This window comes from Maribacter arcticus (assembly GCF_900167935.1).
GTDB classification, from domain to species: domain Bacteria; phylum Bacteroidota; class Bacteroidia; order Flavobacteriales; family Flavobacteriaceae; genus Maribacter; species Maribacter arcticus.
Genome location: NZ_FUYL01000004.1, coordinates 135,859 through 160,550, shown reverse-complemented (window position 1 = coordinate 160,550; position 24,692 = coordinate 135,859). Strand labels below are relative to the sequence as shown.

20 protein-coding genes are annotated in these 24,692 nt (G+C 33.7%); 9 read left to right on the top strand and 11 right to left on the bottom strand.

The features are described 5' to 3' along the window. Positions 1 to 106 precede the first annotated feature (106 nt). From B5X55_RS07820 to B5X55_RS07810, 3 genes are all read left to right on the top strand, one after another. Entirely contained in the window at positions 107 to 2,323 is a 2,217-nt protein-coding gene (locus B5X55_RS07820) for a tetratricopeptide repeat protein (protein ID WP_079512063.1), read from the top strand. 57 nt (positions 2,324 to 2,380) lie between these two features. Next, positions 2,381 to 3,109 carry a hypothetical protein gene (locus B5X55_RS07815; RefSeq protein ID WP_079512062.1) on the top strand — a complete coding sequence of 243 codons (729 nt, stop codon included), beginning with the start codon at positions 2,381 to 2,383 and terminating at the stop codon, positions 3,107 to 3,109. Between the two features lie 214 nt (positions 3,110 to 3,323). Next, the gene (locus B5X55_RS07810; protein WP_079512061.1) at positions 3,324 to 5,051 is read left to right on the top strand and encodes a carboxypeptidase-like regulatory domain-containing protein; all 1,728 of its coding nucleotides are present in this window, start codon (positions 3,324 to 3,326) and stop codon (positions 5,049 to 5,051) included. Between the two features lie 122 nt (positions 5,052 to 5,173). Here the strand turns inward: B5X55_RS07810 and B5X55_RS07805 are convergent, their stop codons facing one another. Continuing rightward, complete coding sequence (locus B5X55_RS07805) at positions 5,174 to 6,802, bottom strand: acyl-CoA carboxylase subunit beta (RefSeq protein ID WP_079512254.1); 1,629 nt, start codon at positions 6,800 to 6,802, stop codon at positions 5,174 to 5,176. A gap of 72 nt (positions 6,803 to 6,874) precedes the next feature. Between B5X55_RS07805 and B5X55_RS07800 the strand changes: the two genes are divergently transcribed. The 3 genes from B5X55_RS07800 to ettA all read left to right on the top strand — a co-directional run bounded on the left by B5X55_RS07800 (position 6,875) and on the right by ettA (position 9,865). Then, positions 6,875 to 7,846, top strand: coding sequence for a Gfo/Idh/MocA family protein (locus tag B5X55_RS07800; protein ID WP_079512060.1), 972 nt, complete (start codon positions 6,875 to 6,877; stop codon positions 7,844 to 7,846). 76 nt (positions 7,847 to 7,922) lie between these two features. Further along, entirely contained in the window at positions 7,923 to 8,099 is a 177-nt protein-coding gene (locus B5X55_RS18865; protein WP_200811599.1) for a CAL67264 family membrane protein, read from the top strand. Between the two features lie 74 nt (positions 8,100 to 8,173). Then, the gene (ettA, locus tag B5X55_RS07795; RefSeq protein ID WP_079512059.1) at positions 8,174 to 9,865 is read left to right on the top strand and encodes an energy-dependent translational throttle protein EttA; all 1,692 of its coding nucleotides are present in this window, start codon (positions 8,174 to 8,176) and stop codon (positions 9,863 to 9,865) included. Positions 9,866 to 9,914: 49 nt separating this feature from the next. On the opposite strand, the gene B5X55_RS07790 is transcribed toward ettA, so the two are convergent. Together B5X55_RS07790 and B5X55_RS07785 are read right to left on the bottom strand one after the other, a co-directional pair. Continuing rightward, positions 9,915 to 10,736, bottom strand: a complete 822-nt coding sequence (locus tag B5X55_RS07790) for an MBL fold metallo-hydrolase (RefSeq protein ID WP_079512058.1) — start codon at positions 10,734 to 10,736, stop codon at positions 9,915 to 9,917. Positions 10,737 to 10,747: 11 nt separating this feature from the next. Then, entirely contained in the window at positions 10,748 to 11,206 is a 459-nt protein-coding gene (locus B5X55_RS07785) for a GNAT family N-acetyltransferase (protein ID WP_079512057.1), read from the bottom strand. Positions 11,207 to 11,356: 150 nt separating this feature from the next. On the opposite strand from B5X55_RS07785, the gene B5X55_RS07780 reads away from it, so the two are divergent. Next, the gene (locus tag B5X55_RS07780) at positions 11,357 to 12,244 is read left to right on the top strand and encodes a DUF8428 domain-containing protein (RefSeq protein WP_079512056.1); all 888 of its coding nucleotides are present in this window, start codon (positions 11,357 to 11,359) and stop codon (positions 12,242 to 12,244) included. A 69-nt stretch (positions 12,245 to 12,313) separates the two neighbouring features. On the opposite strand, the gene fumC is transcribed toward B5X55_RS07780, so the two are convergent. Beyond that, positions 12,314 to 13,714 (bottom strand): class II fumarate hydratase, encoded by a 1,401-nt coding sequence (gene fumC, locus B5X55_RS07775; protein ID WP_079512055.1) that lies wholly within the window; start codon positions 13,712 to 13,714, stop codon positions 12,314 to 12,316. Positions 13,715 to 13,884: 170 nt separating this feature from the next. Between fumC and B5X55_RS18860 the strand changes: the two genes are divergently transcribed. Further along, entirely contained in the window at positions 13,885 to 14,058 is a 174-nt protein-coding gene (locus B5X55_RS18860) for a hypothetical protein (RefSeq protein ID WP_091609002.1), read from the top strand. Positions 14,059 to 14,115: 57 nt separating this feature from the next. Here the strand turns inward: B5X55_RS18860 and B5X55_RS07770 are convergent, their stop codons facing one another. From B5X55_RS07770 to B5X55_RS07740, 7 genes are all read right to left on the bottom strand, one after another. Continuing rightward, positions 14,116 to 16,608 carry a TonB-dependent receptor gene (locus tag B5X55_RS07770; RefSeq protein WP_079512054.1) on the bottom strand — a complete coding sequence of 831 codons (2,493 nt, stop codon included), beginning with the start codon at positions 16,606 to 16,608 and terminating at the stop codon, positions 14,116 to 14,118. A gap of 4 nt (positions 16,609 to 16,612) precedes the next feature. After that, a complete protein-coding gene (locus B5X55_RS07765) occupies positions 16,613 to 17,125 on the bottom strand; it encodes a hypothetical protein (RefSeq protein ID WP_234999692.1) in 513 nt (170 codons plus the stop codon). An 81-nt stretch (positions 17,126 to 17,206) separates the two neighbouring features. After that, positions 17,207 to 17,551: an arsenate reductase (glutaredoxin) gene (gene arsC / locus B5X55_RS07760; RefSeq protein ID WP_079512053.1), complete on the bottom strand. Its 345-nt coding sequence runs from the start codon at positions 17,549 to 17,551 to the stop codon at positions 17,207 to 17,209. A gap of 72 nt (positions 17,552 to 17,623) precedes the next feature. Then, a protein-coding gene (gene prfB, locus B5X55_RS07755; protein WP_234999691.1) for a peptide chain release factor 2 occupies positions 17,624 to 18,725 on the bottom strand; the annotation gives its coding sequence in 2 pieces (ribosomal slippage) (positions 17,624 to 18,658 and positions 18,660 to 18,725; 1,101 coding nt in all). 53 nt (positions 18,726 to 18,778) lie between these two features. After that, the gene (locus B5X55_RS07750; RefSeq protein WP_079512051.1) at positions 18,779 to 19,633 is read right to left on the bottom strand and encodes a transglutaminase-like domain-containing protein; all 855 of its coding nucleotides are present in this window, start codon (positions 19,631 to 19,633) and stop codon (positions 18,779 to 18,781) included. Between the two features lie 29 nt (positions 19,634 to 19,662). Further along, the gene (locus B5X55_RS07745) at positions 19,663 to 20,610 is read right to left on the bottom strand and encodes an alpha-E domain-containing protein (RefSeq protein WP_079512050.1); all 948 of its coding nucleotides are present in this window, start codon (positions 20,608 to 20,610) and stop codon (positions 19,663 to 19,665) included. 10 nt (positions 20,611 to 20,620) lie between these two features. After that, the gene (locus B5X55_RS07740) at positions 20,621 to 22,084 is read right to left on the bottom strand and encodes a circularly permuted type 2 ATP-grasp protein (protein WP_079512252.1); all 1,464 of its coding nucleotides are present in this window, start codon (positions 22,082 to 22,084) and stop codon (positions 20,621 to 20,623) included. A 194-nt stretch (positions 22,085 to 22,278) separates the two neighbouring features. Here B5X55_RS07740 and B5X55_RS07735 point away from each other — a divergent pair, with 194 nt between their 5' ends. Beyond that, positions 22,279 to 24,684: a zinc-dependent metalloprotease gene (locus B5X55_RS07735; protein ID WP_079512049.1), complete on the top strand. Its 2,406-nt coding sequence runs from the start codon at positions 22,279 to 22,281 to the stop codon at positions 24,682 to 24,684. Positions 24,685 to 24,692 lie beyond the last annotated feature (8 nt).

Genomic DNA, 24,692 nt, shown 5'->3' with positions numbered 1-24,692 from the left:
ACGTTAAAAGTCTATTTTTTGTATAGATTGGTTTTTTGAAAACATTAAGATTCGAATTTTTTTGTAGGAATTTATTGTATATTTTTAGTAAAAACACTGTATAGCTATGAAATCATTAATATTTTTTACTCTTCTTTCATTTACTTTAGCAAGTTGGTCACAAGATATTGTAAGCAAAGTAACTATCTGCTGGGATAAATCTTCCTCAATGGAAGATCGTGATTTAAAAAAGGATTTTTCAGTTTTGGAGAACTACTTTAATAAATCTAAAAAAATTGAGGTACAACTGTTATTGTTTGATATTGAAGTTAGGGAGAAAAGCTTTACTGTTTTGAAAGGAGGATGGGATGACATTCGTTTAGAATTATTAAATGTAAAATACGATGGGGCTACGGTATTTTCAGATTTAAAAGAAAAAATCAAATATAAGGACGTTTTTGTTTTTACGGATGGTAAACGTTTAACTGAAAATGATATGATTCTTTTACCTCCTAAAAGTATTATTGTAAATAATAGTGTCGAAAGGGATGTTCAATTCTTAGAACGTGCGGCTTTACTTAATAGTAGTCGTCTCATAGATATAATGCCGACTTTGAACGATACGGTTAAACATGATTCAACCTCTGTTGATCAGAATAAACTAGGTAAATTAAAAGGAACTGTTTTTATTAATAATAAACCATCTTCGAATACTATAGTAACTGTTAAGGGAAAGTCAGAAAGCTTTACAACAGATGCTGATGGAATTTTCTCGGTATTGGCCGAAGTAGGTGACACTTTGCTTATAACCAACCGAAATAATAGAACATTAAAACTGATTCCAGTGGAGTTTTTGTCATATATGAAAGTATTCCTTGAATCCGATATCATTTCTCTAGACGAGGTAACAGTTGTTGAAGAAAGACAGCAGCAAGAAAGGCTTAATAATGGGTATTCAACGTATACTAAAGATCAATTGGGGTATGAAATTGCTACAATAGAAACAGATGAAATAACTGCCATCGAAACAACTCCCGGTGATGTAGTGAGAAACAAAGTCTCGGGGGTAGATGTTTCAACAAAAAATTCATCAGGTGTAGAGGGAGGAATTGCACAGACCGAGATTAGAGGGCGAAATTCAATCAACATGAATGCTAATGCCTTAGTGGTTGTTGATGGGATCCCTATTAATAGAAGTGGTAGTGAATTAGATTTAAGTACGGTAATGTATGAACGAAATATCGCTAATTTTAATTTCATAGATCCAGGGAATATTAAAAAAGTAACGGTCTTAAAAGGATTGGCGGCTACAAATCAATGGGGAAGTGCAGGTGCTAATGGGGTTATTTTGATAACCACGAAGACTGGGGGTGCAACAAGTTCGCAAAAAAGTATCAGAGTTGATAAGGCTCGTTTAAAGAACAATATATATGATGAAAACACCGAATTGACAGGTCCGGTTTCTTCATATTTAAAAGCTTTTGAAAAAAGTAAAAGTTTGGAAGATGCATATGAAGTTTATCAAACGTTAAAAGATATTAATCCTGAAAATAACATGCTTTATTTGGATGCTTTTTCCTATTTCAAGAGTAAGGATAAAAATATGGCGTCATGTGTAATTTCTAATTTATGGGAGAGTGATCCTAAAAACATTGATGTTTTGAAGCTCTTGTCCTTAGCGTATACAAGTATTGAAGATTATAATTTGGCATCAATAATAAACAATGAGATAATAAGCATAAATCCTAAAGTTGTGAATACTCATTTAAACCAAGCCTTATTACTTAAAAACCAAAATAAACCTAAAGAATCATTGACTGCCCTTTTAGAGCTTTTGAATGGGAATTCTAACTATGGGATAAACACTTCTGGAATTTACAAAACGCTGAATAGGGAGGTCAGAAATCTAGTTTTCACAAGTAAAGATAATTTGCATGGAATGGATATAGCGACTAAATACCAGAATAACGTAACGTATAAAGTACGGTTAGTTTTTGAATGGAACCATCCTGGTGCTGAATTTGAGCTGCAATTTGTAAACCCTCAAAATCGATATTATAATTGGAAGCATACCAATGACGATAATAAAGAACGAATAAAAGATGAAATTGAAAACGAATATAGTTTAGAGGAGTTTGAGTTTAGTGGAGATAACGTTAATGGAAAATGGATAGTTAATGCTTTATCACTCCAAGATTTCAAATCAAATAACACCCTCCCTTTGGTCTTAAAAACTACCATTTATAAAGATTATGGAAGTTCGTTACAAAGTAAAGAACAGGTTTTTGTCCATTTCACTAAATTTAATGAAAAGAAGAACCTGATAAACATAAATGTAGATTAGTAGGTTTGAATAAAAAATGCCCAGCACCATAAATTTATCAAAGTAAAGATTCTAATCATGAAAAACCTAACATTTTCAGTGTTGATATTAGTTGTCTTGAGCTGTAATGATTGGAAAAGTATAGATGTAAGTCTTCAGAATCAAGAAAATAAAAATGCTGTAAAAAATTATATAATTGTTGGTTCAGATGTTTTAGGAGTAATAGAAGGTAAAATAATTAAGTTTTATATATACAGTAACGGTAATTGGAGAATTGGCCAAATTTCAAATTTTAAAATTCCCTCAAACAATGGAATCATTTCTACAGAAAGAGGAACAATTGGGGTTATCAATAGAAATAAGATTAGATTTTATAAATTAAATGAAGGGAGTTGGAAATTATTACCTGATTTAGATTTTTCAATTCCAAATAACGAGGGGATTTTTTCGGCAGGTATAGGAATAATTGGTGTTATTAATGGTAACAAGATTCAATTTTATCAATCAAAAAATAACATTTGGAAAATTATTCAAGATTCAAACCTTACGGTTCATAAAAATGATGGGATTATTTCGGCTGGCACTGGCACAGTTGGTTTTATTAATGGTAATAAGATTCAATTTTATCAATTAAAAAACGGTCATTGGGATATACAACCAGATTTAGACTTTACCGTTCCAAAAAATGAAGGGATTGTACCTTTTGGTATAGGAACAATTGGAATTATTAAAGACAATAATATTCAATTCTACCAACCAAAAAAAGGATCTTGGGACTTAATTGAAAAATTCACATTTACCTATTAATATTATTACACCTATTACTTTTAAAAAACAAGTTTAATTAATGTTAGGTATTAGAATTATGTAAACCAAGAACTTTTTAAAATTGAAATTAAGGGAAAACACATTCTTTCAAAATAATTTTCGAAGCGATTTTTATTCTTAACTTCTTTATTTCTTATAAGATGTAGTGGTGCTTTCGTGATTTTTTGTAATATATTTATTACAAAAACAATCTATGAAGTCCATTTTAGCTTACTTATTACTTTTCAGCAGTTTAATTTGCTTATCTCAAGAGAATTCAAATAGTATAAAGGGTGTAGTTACTTCATACGACGCACCATTACCTAATGTCAATATTTCGCTAAAAGGTTCATCTTCGGGTATACAAACCGATAATAGTGGAAAATATCAAATAAATGCTAGTCCACGTGATATTTTGGTTTTTAGTTATGTAGGGATGAAAACGGTTGAGATAATTGTGGAAGATGTAACTAAAGTGCTGAATATTGATATGTTACCCATGGTACAAGAGCTAGATGAGGTAACTGTAGAGCAAAGAAAAAAGAAAGGTCAAGAAGCTATGGCAATTGACTATGCTACAAAGAAAAGTATTATACAAACTGCATATGGTTTTATTGATGCAGAAAATGCTGGTTATGAAATGAACTTTGTAGATGGTGCTAGTTTAAATGGAGGAGCAGTTTATCTTGTTGATGCTTTAATTGGAATTCTTCCCGGTTTAAGACGAGGAGAAGGTAATACCGTTTTACTTCGAGGGGGAGGTTCATTAGAGAATCCGAAACCACCAATTTTTGAAGTGGATGGGATAATTTTCACATCTTCCCCAGATTTTCTAGATTTAAACAGTATTGATAGAATCGCTATTATTCTTGGTCTTAAAGGAGCTATTAGATATGGTAATATTGCAAGTGGCGGTGTTATAATCATAAATACTAAGGGTAAATTTATTAAAAGAGAAGAAGGGTCAAATAAACCTTATGACCAAGCAAAACTTCGAAATAATAAATTTGACAAATCAATGGCCACAAGTGTATTAGTACGAGCGGCGCCTATTTATATTATTAACATGGAGAAAGCCGACTCAGATGAGGCTGCATATAATGTATTTCAAAAACAGAAAATAATTTATGGTAGTTCTCCATATTTTTTTCTGGCCTCGTTGAAACACTTTTATGAAAAGAGAGCGAATAATCCTTTTACTTTTAAAATTGAATCTGAATTTAAAGATGAATTTGAAGATAATCCTGATGCCCTAAAGGGACTTGCATACCTTTTGGAAGATCAAAAAAGGATTGAAGAAGTCCTTTCTCTATACAAGAAAATTTTCATAAAAAGACCTAGATATGCTCAATCTTATCGAGATTTAGCCAATATGTATGTTGTAAATCAACAGTATAAGAAAGGCTTAGGTATTTATGCGAGGTATAAGAGTTTTAGAAAAATGGATTCAATTGCAGCTATAGAGGATGGTATAGATGCCATTATGGAAACTGAAACCATAAATTTGATGGCATTAAGACCTGATCAATTAGCTATTTCTGAAAGTGACAGAGTTGATGGAGATGTTGGGGGAATTCGAGTTCTTTTTGAATGGAATAATAGTGAGGCAGAATTTGACCTACAATTTGTTAATCCAGAAAGCCGCTATTTTGTTTGGAGTCATACCCTTGAAAATGAACCTAAAAGAATTTATGATGAAAAGATAAAAGGTTATTCAAGTAAACAATTTTTAATTGATGAAACGCAAGAAGGGGTATGGAAAATTAATCTAAAATACTTAGGTAATAAAGGTTATGACCCTACGTATCTAAAAACTACTATTTATTATAATTACGGAAAACCTTCTCAGAAAGAAGTAATAGAAGTAACAGAAATGTCTGAGAAAAATGTCAATAGAGAATTGTTGTCTATTGTAGCAAGAAGTAACTTTAGTAATAGATAGGTTGTCTTTTTATGTATTAAAAAAAAGTAGTTATATGTTTAAGAAAAAATATATACAACTACTTCTAAATTTTTCACGTAAAGTTCTTTAATGCGATACATCTATTGGAATGATTTGTAAACTTAAACCTGTAAAATTCCCATATTAAATTGTTTTTCAATAGGCGCATGGTCAGCGGCCTCTATACCCATTGAAATCCATTTACGGGTATCTTTGGGATCTATAATGGCATCTGTCCATAGGCGAGAAGCTGCATAATAGGGAGATACTTGGTTGTCGTATCGTTGCTTTATCTTATCGAACATTTCCTTTTCCTTTTTCTCTGTAATTGTTTCACCTTTCTTTTTCAAGGAAGCTTTTTCAATCTGTAATAGAACTTTTGCGGCAGAATTACCACTCATTACTGCAAGTTCTGCGCTTGGCCACGCAACAATAAGCCTTGGGTCGTAAGCCTTGCCACACATGGCATAATTACCTGCGCCGTAGCTATTGCCAATTACAATAGTGAATTTTGGTACTACAGAATTACTTACTGCATTTACCATTTTAGCACCATCTTTAATAATGCCGCCATGTTCACTTTTGCTACCTACCATAAAGCCGGTAACATCTTGTAAAAACACTAATGGAATTTTCTTTTGGTTGCAATTCGCAATAAATCGTGTGGCCTTATCTGCAGAATCTGAATAGATTACCCCACCGAACTGCATTTCACCTTTCGCAGTCTTTACAACTTTTCTTTGATTAGCTACAATACCTACTGCCCAACCATCTATACGAGCATATCCCGTAAGAATTGTTTGTCCGTAACCTGCCTTATATTCTTCGAAATCAGAATCATCAACTAATCGTTTAATGATTTCCATCATATCGTATTGTTCTGACCTAGAACTTGGTAGAATACCATAAATATCATCCGGATTTTCCTTAGGCTTAATTGTTTTTTTACGATTAAATCCCGCCTTTGGGAAGTCACCAATCTTATCCATGATATTCTTAATAGTATCTAATGCGGCTGCATCATCTTTTGCTTTGTAATCGGTAACACCACTTATTTCACAATGCGTGGTTGCGCCACCTAAGGTTTCATTATCAATACTCTCGCCAATAGCAGCCTTTACCAAATAGCTTCCCGCTAAAAATATACTTCCAGTTTTATCAACAATTAAGGCCTCATCACTCATTATAGGTAGATAGGCACCACCAGCGACACAACTACCCATTACAGCAGATATCTGGGTGATTCCCATACTGCTCATAATTGCATTGTTTCTGAAAATTCTTCCGAAATGTTCTTTATCTGGAAAAATCTCATCCTGTAATGGTAAATAAACCCCTGCACTATCTACTAAATAGATTATCGGTAATTTGTTTTCAATAGCAATTTCTTGGGCTCTTAAATTTTTCTTTGCAGTGATAGGAAACCATGCTCCGGCTTTAACAGTTGCATCATTGGCTACAACAATACATTGTTTGCCTTTTACGTAGCCGATTTTTATAACAACACCTCCTGATGGGCATCCACCATGCTCTTCATACATGCCTTCACCTACAAATGCCCCTATTTCAATGCGGTTCAAATTTGAATCTAAAAGATAATCAATACGTTCTCTTGCTGTCATTTTTTCTTGGTCATGCTGCTTAGCAATTTTTGCTTTACCACCACCCAAATGAACCTCAGTAAGTTTGCGTCTAAGGTCTGATAATAATAACTTATTCCTATCTTCGTTTTGATTGAATTTCAAATCCATTCCTTCTATTTTCTTTTCTTCGGATAAAGATAAGGAGTTAATTTTGGTGTTCATGCAACAAAAACAAAAAGTATGATTAAGTGGGGTATAGTAGGGGCAGGTAACATTGCGCATAGTTTTTCAAAAGATTTAGCCTTGGTAAGTGGTGGTGAATTAACTGCAGTGGCATCTAGAAATTTAGATAAAGCTCAATCTTTTGCTACTGAGTATGGAGCGCCAAATGCTTATGGTAGTTATGAAGAATTGTTTAACAGTAAAATGGTCGATGTAATTTATATTGCTACACCACATACCACTCATGCAAGATTAAGTATTGCCGCAATGAAGGCGGGTAAAAGTGTACTTTGTGAAAAACCAGCGGGAGTCAATAAGGGTGAGGTAGAAGAGATGATTAAGGTGGCTAAAGAAAACAAAGTTTTTTTTATGGAAGCCTTATGGACGCGTTTTAATCCCACCATTAAAAAGGTAAAAGAACTTGTAGATAATGGTACTATTGGTGATATCGGTTATTTACATGCAGATTTTGCTTTTTTCGCATTAGATCGCGACGAAAATGGTAGACTTTTGAATCCTGAGCTTGCAGGTGGTTCTTTATTAGATATAGGTATTTATCCAATATTTTTATCCTATTTAATGTTAGGTATGCCTAAAGATATTAAGGCATCTGCAAATTTTCATAAGACAGGAGTTGAGGTGCAAATAAGCATGATTTTTAATTATGAAAAAGCACAAGCCATTTTATATAGTGGTCTAAATTCTAATTCAGAAAAGAAGGCAGAGATAGCAGGCAGTAAAGGTTCAATTTTTGTGCATCCAAGGTGGCATGAAACTTCAGGCTACACTTTAGAAATCGATGGAGATTCTAGTGTCGTTGAGCTTGGTAAGGTTGGTAAAGGCTATACATATGAAATTGAAGAAGTACATAATTGCTTAAATGCAGGGAAAACAGAAAGTGATTTATGGAGCCATCAAAATAGTAGAGATTTAATTGAAATAATGGATACTGTGCGTAATAAGGTCGGAATTGTGTTTCCCTTTGAATAATAGCCGTATTAAAATTGGACAAATGTTTTAAAAATTCCGATATTTGAAATTCGCTTAAATTTTAATTGATTCGAAAATGAACAAGAACACAGTACTCGCGTGGGCCACTTTTATTATGATTTTTGTGGGCCTTGCTCTAATTGCTTTAGGAGCTTTTCGTTATGATGATGTTGCCGGATGGGGTTTTGCTTCTGTAGGTGTAGGTTTCTTTGCAATTGCATGGGTATTTAACGCACTTAAAGGCAGGGTTTAACTATTCAAGCCTTACAAACTACATTTTATTCTACTGGTAGCAGTAAATTTTATTTCACTTAATACTATAATTTTATGTCAGACGATAAGAAGGTAATCTTCTCCATGTCAGGGGTTACGAAAACCTATAAGAATGCTAATACACCCGTTTTAAAGAACATATATTTAAGTTTCTTTTACGGTGCCAAAATCGGAATCTTAGGATTGAACGGTTCAGGTAAATCTACCCTATTAAAGATAATTGCAGGGGTTGATAAAAATTTTCAAGGTGATGTAGTTTTTTCTCCAGGCTACAATGTTGGCTATTTAGAACAAGAGCCAGAATTAGATGAGAACAAAACAGTTTTGGAAATTGTAAAGGAAGGGGTAGCCGAAACTGTTGCTATTCTAGATGAGTACAATAAGATAAATGATATGTTCGGTCTTCCCGAAGTTTATGAGGATGCCGATAAAATGCAGAAGTTGATGGATCAACAAGCTGTATTACAAGATAAAATTGATGCAGCTAACGCTTGGGAGTTAGACACCAAGTTAGAAATTGCTATGGATGCGCTTCGTACCCCAGAACCAGACAAGAAAATAGCGGTATTATCTGGTGGTGAAAGAAGAAGAGTTGCATTATGTAGATTGTTATTACAAGAGCCTGAAATTCTATTATTAGATGAGCCAACTAACCATTTAGATGCAGAATCTGTACATTGGTTAGAACATCATTTAGCTCAATACAAGGGAACTGTTATTGCTGTAACACATGATAGATATTTTTTGGATAACGTAGCTGGATGGATTTTAGAATTAGATAGAGGAGAAGGTATACCTTGGAAAGGGAACTACTCTTCTTGGTTAGATCAAAAGTCTAAACGATTGGCACAAGAAAATAAGACTGCCTCTAAAAGACAGAAAACTTTAGAGCGTGAGCTAGAATGGGTACGTCAAGGAGCAAAGGGTAGACAGACTAAACAAAAGGCCAGACTTAAGAATTATGATAAGTTAATGAGCCAAGACCAAAAACAGCTTGATGAAAAATTGGAAATATATATTCCAAACGGGCCTCGTTTAGGTACGAATGTTATTGAAGCTAAAGGTGTAAGTAAGGCATTTGGTGATAAATTGCTTTATGAGAATTTGAATTTTAAATTACCACAGGCTGGTATTGTTGGTATTATTGGACCAAACGGTGCGGGTAAGACGACCATTTTCAAAATGATAATGGGAGAGGAAAAACCTGATAAAGGGGAATTTGAAACTGGTGAAACAGCTAAAATAGCTTACGTGGATCAAAGCCATTCAAATATCGATGTAGAGAAAACGATTTGGCAGAATTTTAGTGATGAGCAAGAACTCATCATGATGGGAGGTAGGCAAGTGAATTCTAGAGCTTATTTAAGTAGATTTAATTTCTCGGGTAGTGAACAAAATAAGAAGGTAAGTATGTTGTCTGGTGGTGAACGTAACCGTTTGCACTTGGCGATGACATTAAAGGAAGAAGGTAACGTACTATTATTAGATGAGCCTACTAACGATTTAGATGTAAATACATTAAGAGCATTAGAAGAAGGTTTAGAGAATTTTGCTGGTTGTGCGGTGGTAATATCACATGATAGATGGTTCTTAGATCGTGTTTGTACACACATATTAGCTTTTGAAGGAAATTCAGAAGTTTATTTCTTTGAAGGTTCGTTCTCAGATTATGAGGAAAATAAAAAGAATCGACTTGGTGGAGATTTAATGCCAAAACGAATTAAGTATAAGAAACTTATTAGATAATTTAAAAGCCCGCAATTGCGGGCTTTTAAATTTTTACACCAATTGTTATTTAGAAATCTTCATTTGGGTACCAATCTAATTGAACTATTTCAATATCTTGATTACCTGCATCTACCAATTTTTTAAACATTTTAACATCACTTACATCTGGTTGGCCTCTGTAGTGATATGGATATACCTGTTTAGGTTTAAAATCTAAAACTGCAGAAGCTGCACTTTCAACAGTCATTGTATACGGTAGGTTCATGCAAACAAATGCCTTATCAATATTTTTTAAAGAACGCATTTCTGGTATATCTTCAGTATCACCAGAAAAATAGATGCGTTGACCATCAATAGTTATTATATAGCCATTGCCACGACCTTTTACATGAAAATTTTTGGCCTCTTCTCTTAAATTGTACATGGGAACAGCTTCTATTAAAATTCCATTTAACTCTATACTTGATTCATTTGCTAGAATTTCTAGTTTGCCGGCAAACTCATCTGGCATTTCATCAGCTACGGCTTGCGGCACTATAAAAGTAGCTTTAGAAACATCGATGGCTTCTAATGTTTCTTTATTGAAATGGTCTCCATGAATATCAGTTATTAAAATTAAATCTGGTTTTTTCTGATTTTTAAACGCGGTAGATCCACCTGTTGGGTCAATGTAAATGGTAACATCTTTCCATTCAATTACTGCTGTGGCGTGTTCAATTGGTGTGATTTTTATTTCTTCACCTTTCGTTTTTAAAATTTTATTGGTGTCGGCTGTTTGTTCAACATTCTCAGATGTTGAGTCTATTTCTTTTTCTAATTTCTTTGCATCCTTACACGCAAACGAAAAGGAAAATGTCAATAATAATACGAGAAACTTTGTCTTTTTCATCATCTAATAATTTAAAGTTTTAATTCCATTTTAATGTCCGATCTAAGATAGATAATATTATTCTCTAATGGCACCTCTTTAAATCCTAATTTCTTATATATATGCAGAGCGGTGTCAAGTTTAGTGCTTGAATACAATAGTAGTTTATTCCAATTTTTATTTCGCGCGAAATCTATGGCAAAGACTAATAATTCTTGTCCGATTTTAAGGCCCTGGTGCGATTTGCTTACGGCCATTTTCCCTAGCTCAAAATTAAATTTAGTTATTTTTAGGAGAGAAAAGCAGCCAACAGGTTCATTGTTCCATAAACCTATAAAAATATATCCGCCTTTTTTTATAATTGAAGATTCACAATTGTCTAATAGTTCTCTGTCTTTTTCTTCCACTATAAAATATTCGGTAATCCAAGCTAGGTTAAGCTCTTTAAAGTTTTGTGTATATTTAGACTCGTATGGAACTATAGTTAACATGGTCGATTTTTAAAGGTTTACTGGTTCTAAGATATGCTATTCTGAATAGTGAAAAAGCGTGGCTTAAATTAATTTAACATCAAAAAATCTAAATGTTAAAACTAAACGTATATACACTGAACAAACAGACACTTTATTAAATTTAACATTATGACTGAAACAAAAAATAACAATGGTTTAAAGGTTTTGACCGCGCTTTTAGGGGTTGTGCTTTTAGGTACTATCATTTACACCGTTAGTCTTTATCAAGATAAGAAGAAGACTGAGGTTGTACTTACCAAAGAAAAAGAATTAGTAGTTGAAGATTTAAATAGCTTAAAATCAGAGTATGATAAAGCTATTTTAGAGAGTAATGCTACTAACGAAGAATTAGTTAGCGCAAGAGACAATATTGCAAAATATATTGATTCTGTAAAAACAATGAAAGCAGATATTGGAACTTTGTCAAGATATAGAAGACAAGTTGGTGTTCTTAAGGCTGAAAGAGAGCAATTATTAAAACAAGTTGATTCTTTGACTCGTTCTAACTCAATGATTGCAATGCAACGTGATAGTACATACGTTGAATTAGAAAAGCAAACTGTTTTTAATGATTCATTGGTGGTACAGAATACGAACTTAGCTCAAGTAGTTGAGAAGGGTTCTGCATTGAACTTATCTAAATTCAATGTTGATGCTGTAAAAGAACGTAACAGTGGTAAAATGGTTTCTACGCAAAGAGCTAAAGCAACTGACAAGTTTAAAATTTGTTTTACTGTTGCAGATAACGTAATAGCTCAAGCTGGTGATAGACAATTTTATTTAGAAGTTTTAGATCCACAAGGAAATATTCTTGGTGGAAGTAATTCTAAAACTAATGATAATGGTGCTTCTATTACCTATAGCAAAGAGACAAGTTTCTATTTTGAAAACAAATCTTTAGATGTATGTGATTATATCAATAAGCCATCTGGTGATTTTAAAGATGGTAACTATATGGTAAATGTATATGATGACCAATTAAAATTATTGGGTACTTCTAAATTCGAATTAAAATAGTAGTTCTAGATTACAATATAAAAATGGCGACCAATTTGGTCGCCATTTTTTATTTTATAGATATTAAGTTTAGTCTTTTAAACTACCAACCATATTTTCTGGTTTTACCCAGTCATCATAATCTTCAGCGGTTACATATCCTAAATTAACAGCTTCTTCTTTTAAGGTTGTACCATTCTTATGTGCAGTGTTTGCAATCTCTGCAGCTTTATAATAACCGATTTTAGTGTTTAACGCGGTTACTAGCATCAAAGAATTATTTAATAGTTGTTTAATTACTTCATGATTAGGCTCTATACCTGCAGCACAATTTTCTTCAAAACTTACACAAGCATCACCGATCAATTGAGCAGATTGTAAAATGTTAGCCGCCATCATCGGCTTAAAAACATTTAGTTCATAATGACCTTGAGTGCCACCAACACTAATAGCAACGTCATTACCCATTACTTGAGCACAAACCATTGTTAATGCTTCACATTGTGTTGGGTTTACTTTGCCTGGCATTATCGAGCTACCTGGCTCATTTGCAGGAATAATGATTTCACCAATTCCTGAACGCGGACCAGAAGCCATCATTCTAATATCATTAGCAATTTTATTCAATGAAACAGCTAGTTGTTTTAAGGCTCCATGGCTTTCAACGATAGCGTCATGAGCAGCCAATGCTTCGAATTTATTTTCGGCGGTGATGAAAGGTAATCCAGTAAAATCTGCAATATATTTTGCAACTAGTACATCATAACCTTCTGGTGTATTTAGCCCTGTTCCAACTGCAGTACCACCAAGTGCTAGTTCACTAAGATGCTCCAGTGTGTTTCTAAGCGCTTTTAAACCGTGGTCTAATTGAGATACATAACCAGAGAATTCTTGACCTAAGGTTAGTGGAGTGGCATCCATAAGGTGTGTGCGCCCTATTTTAACCACGTTTTTAAATTCTTTTACTTTCTTATGTAATGTGTCTCTTAGCTGTGTTACGCCTGGTATAGTAACTTCTACAATCTTTTTGTAGGCAGCGATATGCATACCTGTTGGGAATGTGTCGTTTGATGATTGCGATTTGTTGACGTCATCATTAGGCTGAATTGTTTTTTCCCCTTCACCAATTACTTTACCTGCAATTTCATGAGCTCTGTTGGCAACAACTTCATTAACGTTCATGTTACTTTGTGTACCAGAACCTGTCTGCCAAATAACCAAAGGAAATTGGTCATCATGCTTACCTTCTAAGATTTCATCGCATACCTGTGAAATTAAATCTCTTTTCTCTTTTGCTAAAACGCCAAGTTCACAATTAGCATATGCCGCCGATTTTTTTAAATAGGCGAATCCGTATACGATATCTAACGGCATTGATGCAACCGGGCCAATTTTAAAATTATTTCTTGAGCGCTCGGTTTGAGCACCCCAATATTTATCTTGGGGTACTTCTACATTACCCATAGTATCTTTCTCGATTCTAAATTTCATGGTTTTATATTTTAATGAATCTTAAGTTAACTTATTAAATAGCTTCAAAAATAAGGTTTACATTTATTTTTATGGTGACAAGATTGTTGAGAATATTGAAATTAATTTTGCATAACGTTTGCAAAAAATAATTCGTTTATGGTATCTTTGCAATATATAAGGATAAGGATATGTTTGATTTTGACCAATATTTAGGATTTTTAGCTTTTTTGACCATTTTAACAATAGGTTTTTGGCTAATGATGTTTTTGTTATTATTTGTTGTTCCTTACTGGTTAGGAGGAAACATAATTGAATTGTTAAAAGAAAGACGCGACAAAAAGAAAGCCGCAAGAGAAGCATAAATAAAAAAAAGAAGCCATTTGGCTTCTTTTTTTATTTTCTATCTACTTTTTTCTTGACTAGTCTCCGTATTCTTCATCACCACCACCACCACGTTGACCACCTCTATTATTTTTCTTCTTTTCATTTATTCTATAAATAAAAGATAAAGTGAATTGTCTTTGTCTCCATTGAAACTCGCTATCAGAAGTAAAAAATTCAGTTTCAGTAAAAGACCTTCTTTTCCTAGAATTTAAAAGATCATTTACATTAAGGGAGATTGTGCCATTATCTTTAAAAACATCTTTACTAAATGCCAAATCCAAAGAAAAAATTCCTTTACTATCAGTCTGTGCATTTTGGGAAGGACCTCTGTAGAATGCATTCGTTTGCCAATCAACTTTTCCAGGAAGGGTTACTTTAGAACTAAAACGTGAAAACCAACTTGTGTTTTTTGCGCCATAATCCACGTCATTAAAAATACCTTCAGTATTAAATTGGAAAAAATTAAAACTACCATTTAAGCGTAGCCATTTCTTTGGATTGTAAAGTATTCCTATTTCAGAACCAATACGTTGATTAGTAGATAAATTTATGGGTAAGGAACGTATAATCTCAATACCATCGGTAGTGGTCTGACCTGTTGTTTCTTGAATTCGTTCAAATGCATTCGATTCTTTCTGAAAGTAGATAGATGACGTTAAGGTCAATTTATCCCAACGTTTAAGATATCCTAGGTCATAGGCGTTGGCAAAAGCTGGTGCCAAGTCAGGATTTCCTTGAAAGATATTGGTACGGCTACTTCGTGAAGGAAAAGGGTTGATGAAGTATCCTCTTGGCCTGTTAATTCTTCGATTATACCCAAGTGTAATGTTCTCCATTTCATTGAGTTCGTAAATAAGGTTTAGGGTGGGAAACAGGCCTAAGTAATTATTATTAAAATTTAAATCAATTCCAGGACCAAGTATTTCCTGTAATGCTTCTAAATCTACTCCGGTCACATCCCCTTTAAGTTGCGTGTTTTCTAGTCTAAGACCAAGTAAAAATGAAAAATCACCATACTTGTTTCCATATTGCGAATAGACCGCATTAACATTCTGGGTATATATAAAACGATTGGTTAAACCATTATTGGTAACAAACTCACCAGAATCTAAATTAAGTTCGTTTAGCTGATAATCTGTATCACTTTCTTCAAAATTCCCGCGATATCCAGCCTCGAATTGTGCATCTCCGATTGGTAGTACATAGTCCACCTGTGCCAGGACTTCATTTTGTTTTTCAGTTTCGAAAATGTTTTCTTGAGCTAAGAGTTCGGTATCAGGAAATGTGTTATTTTCTTGGATAGTAGTAGGTTTTACCTCTTTGTCTGCGGAGTATTGAAAATCAGCTGTTAATTTATGACCTTCATCATTAATGTTGTTGATATAATTTAAAGAAAGTTGGTAGCTTTTATCGTCTTCATTTTCAATTTCTTGCCGAAAGGTTCTACTGTCTAGATTTGGTGTTATAAACCTTATGGTGCTATTTCCTGTCACATCTTTACCGTTAGAAAAACGCCCAAAAGCACTAGCTGTAATTGACGAGGTTTTTGTCATAAAATATTCTACACCAAGGTTTATGTTTATCCCCTTATTAAGTCTATCAATATCTCTATCCTCTATAATTCTATCTAAATTTCCTAAAATGGTGTCCTTATAAAAATTATCGGAATACCCATTACCAGGACCTTCTCTATATTGATAACCAATAGTGTTAAAAATGTTGAAATTATCTGTTCGGAAATTAAGATTGGAAGTTATTGAGCTTGCTTTTGGAAAACCAACAGTAGTGTTTACAGATCCATTAAACCCTAAAGTTTTTTCTCTTTTTAAAATGATGTTCAAAATTCCTGCGGTACCTTCGGCATCATATCTAGCTGATGGACTGGTAATTACCTCTACCTTTTCAATCGCATCGGCAGGAAGTTGTCTTAGAGCATCTGTTGAACCAAAACCAGCCAAGGCTGAAGGCCTGCCATTAATCAGAATACGTACATTTCCATTTCCACGTAAGGCAATCGCGCCATCTACGTCAACAGTAACAGAGGGTATATTGGAAAGTGCATCACTAATATTCGCACCGCTGTTAGTGAGGTCTTTACCAACGTTATAGACTTTTTTATCCAAACGCACTTCAACAGTAGTTTTTTCTGCTACCACTTCCACAGCATCGAGTTCGGCAGCATCAAATGAAAGTTTAATAGTACCTAAATCTGTGTTTTTAGTAAAGGACTGATTCGGTTTTTTTATGGTTTTGTAGCCAATGTACTCAATGCTTATATTGTAGTTCCCAGGTTCGCTCTCCACATTAAAATTACCATCAATGTCAGTAATACCTCCGGTAATTTTATTAGGGTCGCTAACACTTTGTAGAACCAAGGTAGCGTACTCTAAGGGAATATCGGTTCCTTGCTCTAGAACCTTGCCTGTAATTTGAATGGAACTCTTTTCCCGGTCTCCTCCCGGTCTTTGACTATTTGTGTAATTAAATGATAGTACTAGGAGTAAGAGTAATGGGAAAAGTTTTTTCATTAAGTTAGTTTTTAGTTTTCTTTCGTTTTTCTTTTTTCTTTTTTTTCGACTTCTTTAGAGTCTTGGCAACACCTTCTTTTTGCATGGCTACAAATGCTTCATATTTTTCTAATGGTAAACCAGCTTTTAATTCTTCATCTTGCCTTTTTGTAATATTTTCATAAACTTCAAGCATTTTTTCGGGAGGCAATTTTAATATTTGAGCTTCAATACGTTCTTGTACATACTTTTTTAAAACTGAACTTAAAACAGCATATTCAAAATCATTTAAAGCAAGGGCTTCACTAATTCTAGGCATTTCACCATCAACTAATTGCTCAGCTGTTTTCGGTTCAGGCTCTTTTTGTGTTTCCTGTGCTTGGGGTATGGCACTTCTTTGTCTACCATAACCGTAATTTCCTCTTCCTCCATAGCCACCACCGCCGTAACCATACTGTGCGTAAATTTCAGAACTTCCTAAAAGTATTGACAGTATTATGAAAAATCTGATACTACTGCATTTCATTGCTTTTTTCATGTGCTTTGATTATAAAATTTTAATTTGGTTTAACCGTAAATGGTTAATTATTTGTTAATACATTATAATTAGGTGTAAAGCCTAATTTAATAATGAATCTATATTCGTTACCGGTCTACCAATAACAGCACTATTGCCATTAATAACAATAGGCCTTTCAATTAGTTTTGGATATGCTATCATTGCTTCTATTATTTTTTCATCAGATAGGGTCAAACTTTTAAATTTCTCTTTCCAAATCGCTTCAGATTTTCTAACCAGGTTTATTGGTTTAATATCTAAACAACGTATGATATTTTTAAGCTCATCTTTGGTAGGTATATCTTCCATGTAATTTACAACTTCAAATTTCTTGCCAGAATTTTCTAAAACAGCAAGTCCCTCCCTAGATTTTCTACATCTTGAATTATGGTATATTTTAATCATGGTAATAAATAAAGTTATTTAAAGTAAATAACTTTTCCCATCTCTCGATTTTAAGAATAGGAAAAGCTAATACTATTCTTCCTCTTTTTGCCCCATCATCATTAGAAAGGCTTTTAGAAACTGGTCTATATCCCCGTCCATAACATTATCAACGTTTCCTGTTTCTTCACCAGTTCTAACATCTTTTACAAGCTTATATGGATGCATTACGTAGTTCCTAATTTGAGAACCCCATTCTATTTTCATTTTAGAGGATTCAATTTCTTGTCTTGCCTCCATTTTCTTCCTCAGTTCAATCTCATATAATTGAGATTTAAGCATCTTCATAGCCGTAGCTCTATTATCATGCTGACTTCTGCTGTCTGAACATGAAATTTGAATACCAGTAGGATGGTGCGTCAATTGAACCTTCGTTTCGACCTTATTTACATTTTGGCCACCGGCACCACTTGATCTAGCTGTAGTAATAGTAATATCTGCAGGATTTATATCTACTTCAATACTATCATCTACTAATGGATATACGTATACAGATACAAAAGAGGTATGTCTTTTGGCATTACTATCAAATGGGGATATACGAACTAATCTGTGTACACCATTTTCACCCTTTAACCAGCCAAAAGCGAACTCGCCATCAATTTCTAAGGTAACCGTTTTAATACCAGCTACATCACCTTCTTGATAGTTAAGTTCTTTGATTTTATAACCATTCTTTTCTGCCCACATCATATACATGCGCATAAGCATTGCTGCCCAATCACAACTTTCAGTACCGCCGGCTCCTGCTGTAATCTGAAGTACTGCTGGTAGTTCATCACCTTCTTCTGAAAGCATATTCTTGAATTCCATCTTTTCAAGGGTATTCAGAGCCTTCTCATATTGTTGTTCGACTTCCTCTTCTGAAACTTCTCCCTCTTGTTGAAATTCTATCAATACTTCCAATTCGGCAATAAGCATTTCTGCCGCATTATAATCATCTACCCATTGTTTTTTAGATTGGATAAATTTCATATGCGCCTGTGCTTCCTGTGGATTATTCCAGAAATCAGGTGACAAGGTTTTTTCTTGTTCGTTCTCTATTTCTATTAATTTCGCATCGATGTCAAAGATACCTCCTCAACGCACCAAGGCGATCTATAAGACCTTTGTAGTGGTCTGTACTTACGTTCATATAATTAAATTTTGGTAAAAATAATACTCTTTTGAGTAAACTGGAAAGTTATTTTACTGCTGTTGACTTTGCACTTTTACGCTATATTTAGTTTTGTTTTGCCCTTGAGAATAAATGATTCCTTTTAAAGGTGCGCAATCTTTATAATCTTTACCATGACAAACCTTTATATGGTTTGTGTTCGCCATGATATTATTGGTTGGGTCAAAGCCTTTCCATCCAACCAACGGAATGTAAACTTCTGCCCATGCATGCATTTGCGAATCTCCTATAAGTCCATGTTCTTGATTCAAATATCCTGAAACATAACGTGCAGGTATTCCGTTCTTTCTAGACATTGCGCAAAAAAGATGCGTAAAATCTTGACATACCCCTTGTCGTGAGGCAATAACATCCTTTAATTCAGTATCTACTTGAGTAACACCTGCTTTAAATTGAATATAATTAAAAGTCCAGTCATTTAAATTCTGTAGGTTTTCAAAAATGGAATTTGCTGAATTAAATTCAAAATTAGTAGATGTGCCCTCTGGTAGCGATGTTAGCGGCGTTCTTTTTAAAAAGGACTCAAAGTCTATTTTGAAATCTAGTTCTTTTATTCTTTCATTCGCAAGTGTATCGTCTAAATCTAAGGGAAAATCAAAAGGATCTATATCATCTTTTATAAAACTGAATTGTGCTTCAAAATTTATTTGTTTGAATTTGATTTTGGGATGAACTCGAATAGTTTTAAATCCAAATCCATTTATAGAGTAATCATTATCTGCAAATAATGAATTCGAAAACTCAACATTGACATCATGTTGAGTGTCATTTTCCATTGGTATGATTAAGAATTGCCAATAGGCATTATTAACCCAATTATCGTAAGTATTTTCAGTCTTATAGGTGATTTTGTATTCATTTGACATAGTAGCCAAAGATACCTTAATTAAAGGTTTTAATAGTTAAAAAATTCTTCGTCAACTTTGTCGCTTATTTTCACGAGACTGTCCAGAATATTTTCAATAAACGCTTTAATATCCACTTCTATTTCTTCTATATATTTAAATTCGTATTCGGCGCGTACCCTTCCTATTAAAAAACCTGTAGATTCTTTATTATACCTCTTTTCAGGATTTAATATACGTACATGTTCATTTACCTGATTTAAAGAATTCATAACTGATCTAGGGCAATTTGGATTCAGAATTAAAAACTCTAAGGTAGAAATACTTGTTGGGGTTTTTTTGTAAAACCTACGCATCATATCATAAGATTCTGCGCATTTCAATAAGGTTGTCCATTCGAAACTTTTACTAAATTTATCTCCATGACTTCCTTGTGATAATAATGCATCGTTGTACTTGGAGTTGATCATCCTCGTAATCTGGGTTGCTCTTTCGATATTTATTCCCATCATAATAATGGCGTAAACAGAATCATGCAACAAGGTTCCTCTTATTTTTCCGCGCAATATTGCAGTCATCTCTGCAATATTACTTGTGAAATCATGAAGTCCATTTTTAACAAAGACACCCTTAGGATAATTAAGAACAAAGTGGTAAAATTTGTTTATGGCTTCATATAATTCAGTGGATATTAAATCACGTGCGCTATTAGCGTTCTCTCTGGCAAGCTTTACGGTGCTAATTATAGAAAACGGGTTGTTTGTATCTAATCCAATACTAAATAGAACATCTTCTTCCTTTAATATTTTTGCGTCATCTTTTTCAGGATCACCAAGCATAAATAACATGGATCGTAAAACGAACTGCCTATCTTGTGATTTTACATTTGGCGCATCTAAAGATGAAAAATAATTCACGTTTAAATAACGTGCAATGTGTTCAGAGCGTTCAATGTAACGCCCCATCCAGAATAAATTATTGGCTACTCTTGCTAGCATATATTTTTTGTTATTTTTTTAGTACCCAGGTATCTTTAGAACCACCTCCTTGTGAGGAGTTTACAATTAAATTACCTCTTTTCAACGCCACTCGCGTGAGTCCACCTTTTAGTACAAATTCTTTGTCTTTTCCTAGAATAGTGAATGTTCTTAAATCTACATGTCGCTGTTCAAAAGATTCTGTTTCATCTATATATGTAGGGTGAACGCTAAGTGACATGATTGGTTGTGCTACATATTTTCTTGGACTTTCCTTAATTTCAAGTTTAACCTTTTCTATTTCTTCTTTAGTCAACGTATTCCCAATAGAAATTCCATAGCCACCCGCTTCATCAACCGGTTTAATTACAAGCTCGTGAATGTGTTCTAAAACATACTTCAACTCATCTGGTCTGCTGCAGTGATAGGTATGTACATTGTTTAATATAGGCTCTTCATTTAGATAGTATTTTATAATCTGAGGCATATAAGTATATACTGCCTTGTCATCTGCTACGCCAGTACCAGGTGCATTTGCCAATGTCACATTACCTTTTTTGTATGCAGCGAATAAACCTGGTACACCAAGCGCGGAATCTGGTCTAAACTCTAACGGGTCAATAAATTGATCATCTATTCTTCTGTAGATAACATCAACCTTTTCTGGACCTTTTATTGTTTTCATATAAACAAAATCGTTTTCTACGAAAAGATCACGGCCCTCTACTAATTCTACACCCATTGTTTTTGCTAGGTATGAATGCTCGTAAAAGGCAGAGTTGAACATGCCAGGGGTAATAACCACAACGTTGGGAACATCTACTCCTTTAGGTTTAACGGATTCTAATAGTTCTAATAGATTTTCAGCATAATTAGTTACCGTATGGGTTTGGTAATGATTAAAAACTCCGAATAGTGCTTTTTTAAGAGCGGTTCGGTTACATATGACATAGCTTACCCCAGACGGACATCTAATATTATCTTCTAATACATAATACTTACCATCTTTATGTTTAATGACATCAGTGCCTGATATATGATTATATATTCCACCAGGAGGATTAACTCCGTTCATTTGATCTAAATAATTGGCAGAAGAGGTAATTAAATCTATGGGTACAATTTTATCCTTAAGTATTTTTTTATCGTGATAAATATCCCATAGAAATAAATTTAAAGCTTTACTTCTTTGAATAGAACCTCGTTCTATAATATCCCATTCATCAGGATCTATAATTCGCGGAAACAAATCAAAAGGGAAAATTTTCTCTTGAACATCGTTGTCGCCATAAACCTGAAAAGTAATTCCCTGATTGAAAAAAGAGGCTTTTGCTTTCGAATTTAGGTTTACATAATCACTTATAGAATGTTCACCATATATATCAAATAATTTTTGATATACCTCTTTAATTTTTCCTTCACTATCAAATATTTCATCGTATAATTCTGGATTTTTTTGATAAGAAGAAAAGATTTGATTTTCAATGTTGGCCATAGACATAGTTTTGTTAAAAGGTACATGATAAATTGTAAATGATTAGTATCATATTAATATTAATCTTTAAATTTTTTCCCTATTCTGTAATAATATGATGGCTTTTTTAACAAGAATGATATTTATAATTTTGTGTTTAAGTTGATTTTATCCTTACTTAGATTTTATATACTTTTAGGAGAAATTAAAAGAGAATGAAAAATTATTATGTACTCCTCTTAGCATTTGCTTTGTTATCCTTTAATATGTTATCTGCTCAGTTCAGTGATAAGAAGAAAGATTTTGTTAAATACGAAGGACTATATGACTTTTATTATGATGAAAGTCAGGATAAAATCTATCTAGAAGTAAATGATTTAAATAAAGAGTTTTTATATGTATACTCTTTAAGTAGTGGTATTGGAAGTAATGATATAGGTTTAGATCGTGGACAATTGGGTAATGAACAAGTTGTTTTTTTTAAAAAAGCAGGCAATAAATTACTACTTGTGCAACCGAATTTAAAATATAGAGCCATTACTGATAATGTCTTGGAACGAAAATCTGTAGAACAGGCATTTGCTAAATCGGTATTGTTTGGCTTTCCTATTGAAGAGGAGAAAAACGGAGTTTATATTATCGATATAACCGATTTTTTAATGCAAGATGCCCATGGGGTTTCTGAGAGATTAAAACGTGCCCAGCAAGGGTCGTATAGTTTAGATAAATCAAAAAGTGCATTTGATTTAGATAGAACAAAAGCTTTTCCAAAAAATGTAGAATTCGATGTTACGATGACATTTAAAGGAGAGCCTACAGGTAATTATATTAGAAGCGTTACTCCTAATGCAAGTTTGGTGACTGTAGCCGAACATCATTCATTTATAGAATTACCAGATGATAATTTTGAAAAGCGAGAGTTCGATCCAAGAAGTGGTTCTTATCCTTTTTCTTATTATGATTATGCTACACCCGTAGAATCACCGATTCTTAAACAATTTATTACAAGGCATCGATTGGCAAAAAAGAATCCTAATCAAGAAATTAGTGAAGCGGTAGAACCAATTGTTTACTATTTAGATAATGGAACACCAGAACCTGTAAGATCTGCTCTTTTAGAAGGTGGTCGTTGGTGGAACCAAGCATTCGAGGCCATAGGTTATAAAGATGCCTTTCAATTAATAATGTTGCCAGATGATGCAGATCCTTTAGATGTACGTTACAATGTAATTCAATGGGTTCATCGATCTACAAGAGGATGGAGCTATGGTAGCAGTATCACTGATCCTAGAACGGGTGAAATAATTAAAGGTCATGTTAGTCTTGGTAGCTTACGAATACGACAAGATTTTTTAATCGCGCAGGCTTTAATGAATAAACCTTTTGCTGAACGTGATGATAATTACCAGCCAATGTTAGATATGGCGATTGCACGTATTCGTCAACTGTCTGCCCACGAAATAGGACACACGCTTGGGTTTGCTCATAATTATGCCGCTAGTACTACAGATAAGTCATCGGTTATGGATTACCCTCATCCGCAGTTTTCATTAGTTAACGGGGAAATAGATTTTTCAAAAGCTTACGAAACAGGAATAGGTGATTGGGATAAAGTGACGGTTGCTTATTCATATCAAAATTTCTCTAAAGATGATGAAAAGAAAGGTTTGAATGCCATTTTGGATAAGGCGAAAACAGACGGACTTCGTTACATTACCGATCAAGATGCCCGACCTCAAGGTAGTGCTCATGTATTAGCCCATTTATGGGATAATGGCACCAGTGTTAGTAAGGAATTAGATGAGATGCTGAAAATTCGTAAAACGGCAATCAATAATTTTTCTGTTGATAATATTCAAGATGGCACTCCATATTCCGTTTTAGAAGATGTTTTTGTGCCACTTTATTTTTTTCATAGATATCAAACAGAAGGTGTAGCAAAAATTATCGGAGGCTTAGAATATAACTACGCAGTTAAAGGTGACGGGCAACAAACTGTTGCCATTGCAGATAGGGCTTTGCAGCAAGAAGCGCTAAAAAGCGTTTTAAAAACTTTGGACGCTACCGAAATTGCAATACCAAAAGATAAATTGAGTTTGTTTCCTCCACGTGCTTTTGGAACGCCAAGAACTCGAGAATCGATAAATGGTAAAACAGGTGTTTCTTTTGATGCATTATCGGCGGTAGAAACAGCATCTGATATGACTTTATTGTTTTTATTACATCCAGAGCGTGCTTCGAGACTTATTCAGCAAAAGGCAATTGACGGAAATAATCTGGGATTAGAAGAGGTTATCAATGAGTTGATTTCAACTACAATTAATAATAAGCATAAAGATGCTTATTTAAGTGAAGCCCAAACAACGATTAATTTTAGAGTGCTGTTTCATATCATGAACTTGGCAGGTCATACCGAAGTACATCCTCAGGTAAATGCCATTGCATCACAGAAATTGAAAGAGTTGAGTTTTCAATTAGCCAAAGATTCAGGAAGCAATGCAATATATGCGGAAATGATTAAAAGAATAAAAGAGTTTAATGAGCATCCAGAATTGTTCAAAGTGATACCTTCACCCAAAATTCCTGATGGTTCTCCTATAGGAATGGGTTGTTTTCACTAATATAAATT

Excerpts from the sequence above, each read along its gene's own strand:
- B5X55_RS07820 (WP_079512063.1), top strand. The coding sequence starts at position 107 with ATGAAATCATTAATATTTTTTACTCTTCTTTCATTTACTTTAGCAAGT.
- B5X55_RS07815 (WP_079512062.1), top strand. The coding sequence starts at position 2,381 with ATGAAAAACCTAACATTTTCAGTGTTGATATTAGTTGTCTTGAGCTGT.
- B5X55_RS07810 (WP_079512061.1), top strand. The coding sequence starts at position 3,324 with ATGAAGTCCATTTTAGCTTACTTATTACTTTTCAGCAGTTTAATTTGC.
- B5X55_RS07805 (WP_079512254.1), bottom strand. The coding sequence starts at position 6,802 with ATGGATTTGAAATTCAATCAAAACGAAGATAGGAATAAGTTATTATTA.
- B5X55_RS07800 (WP_079512060.1), top strand. The coding sequence starts at position 6,875 with ATGATTAAGTGGGGTATAGTAGGGGCAGGTAACATTGCGCATAGTTTT.
- B5X55_RS18865 (WP_200811599.1), top strand. The coding sequence starts at position 7,923 with ATGAACAAGAACACAGTACTCGCGTGGGCCACTTTTATTATGATTTTT.
- ettA (WP_079512059.1), top strand. The coding sequence starts at position 8,174 with ATGTCAGACGATAAGAAGGTAATCTTCTCCATGTCAGGGGTTACGAAA.
- B5X55_RS07790 (WP_079512058.1), bottom strand. The coding sequence starts at position 10,736 with ATGAAAAAGACAAAGTTTCTCGTATTATTATTGACATTTTCCTTTTCG.
- B5X55_RS07785 (WP_079512057.1), bottom strand. The coding sequence starts at position 11,206 with ATGTTAACTATAGTTCCATACGAGTCTAAATATACACAAAACTTTAAA.
- B5X55_RS07780 (WP_079512056.1), top strand. The coding sequence starts at position 11,357 with ATGACTGAAACAAAAAATAACAATGGTTTAAAGGTTTTGACCGCGCTT.
- fumC (WP_079512055.1), bottom strand. The coding sequence starts at position 13,714 with ATGAAATTTAGAATCGAGAAAGATACTATGGGTAATGTAGAAGTACCC.
- B5X55_RS18860 (WP_091609002.1), top strand. The coding sequence starts at position 13,885 with ATGTTTGATTTTGACCAATATTTAGGATTTTTAGCTTTTTTGACCATT.
- B5X55_RS07770 (WP_079512054.1), bottom strand. The coding sequence starts at position 16,608 with ATGAAAAAACTTTTCCCATTACTCTTACTCCTAGTACTATCATTTAAT.
- B5X55_RS07765 (WP_234999692.1), bottom strand. The coding sequence starts at position 17,125 with ATGAAAAAAGCAATGAAATGCAGTAGTATCAGATTTTTCATAATACTG.
- arsC (WP_079512053.1), bottom strand. The coding sequence starts at position 17,551 with ATGATTAAAATATACCATAATTCAAGATGTAGAAAATCTAGGGAGGGA.
- B5X55_RS07750 (WP_079512051.1), bottom strand. The coding sequence starts at position 19,633 with ATGTCAAATGAATACAAAATCACCTATAAGACTGAAAATACTTACGAT.
- B5X55_RS07745 (WP_079512050.1), bottom strand. The coding sequence starts at position 20,610 with ATGCTAGCAAGAGTAGCCAATAATTTATTCTGGATGGGGCGTTACATT.
- B5X55_RS07740 (WP_079512252.1), bottom strand. The coding sequence starts at position 22,084 with ATGGCCAACATTGAAAATCAAATCTTTTCTTCTTATCAAAAAAATCCA.
- B5X55_RS07735 (WP_079512049.1), top strand. The coding sequence starts at position 22,279 with ATGAAAAATTATTATGTACTCCTCTTAGCATTTGCTTTGTTATCCTTT.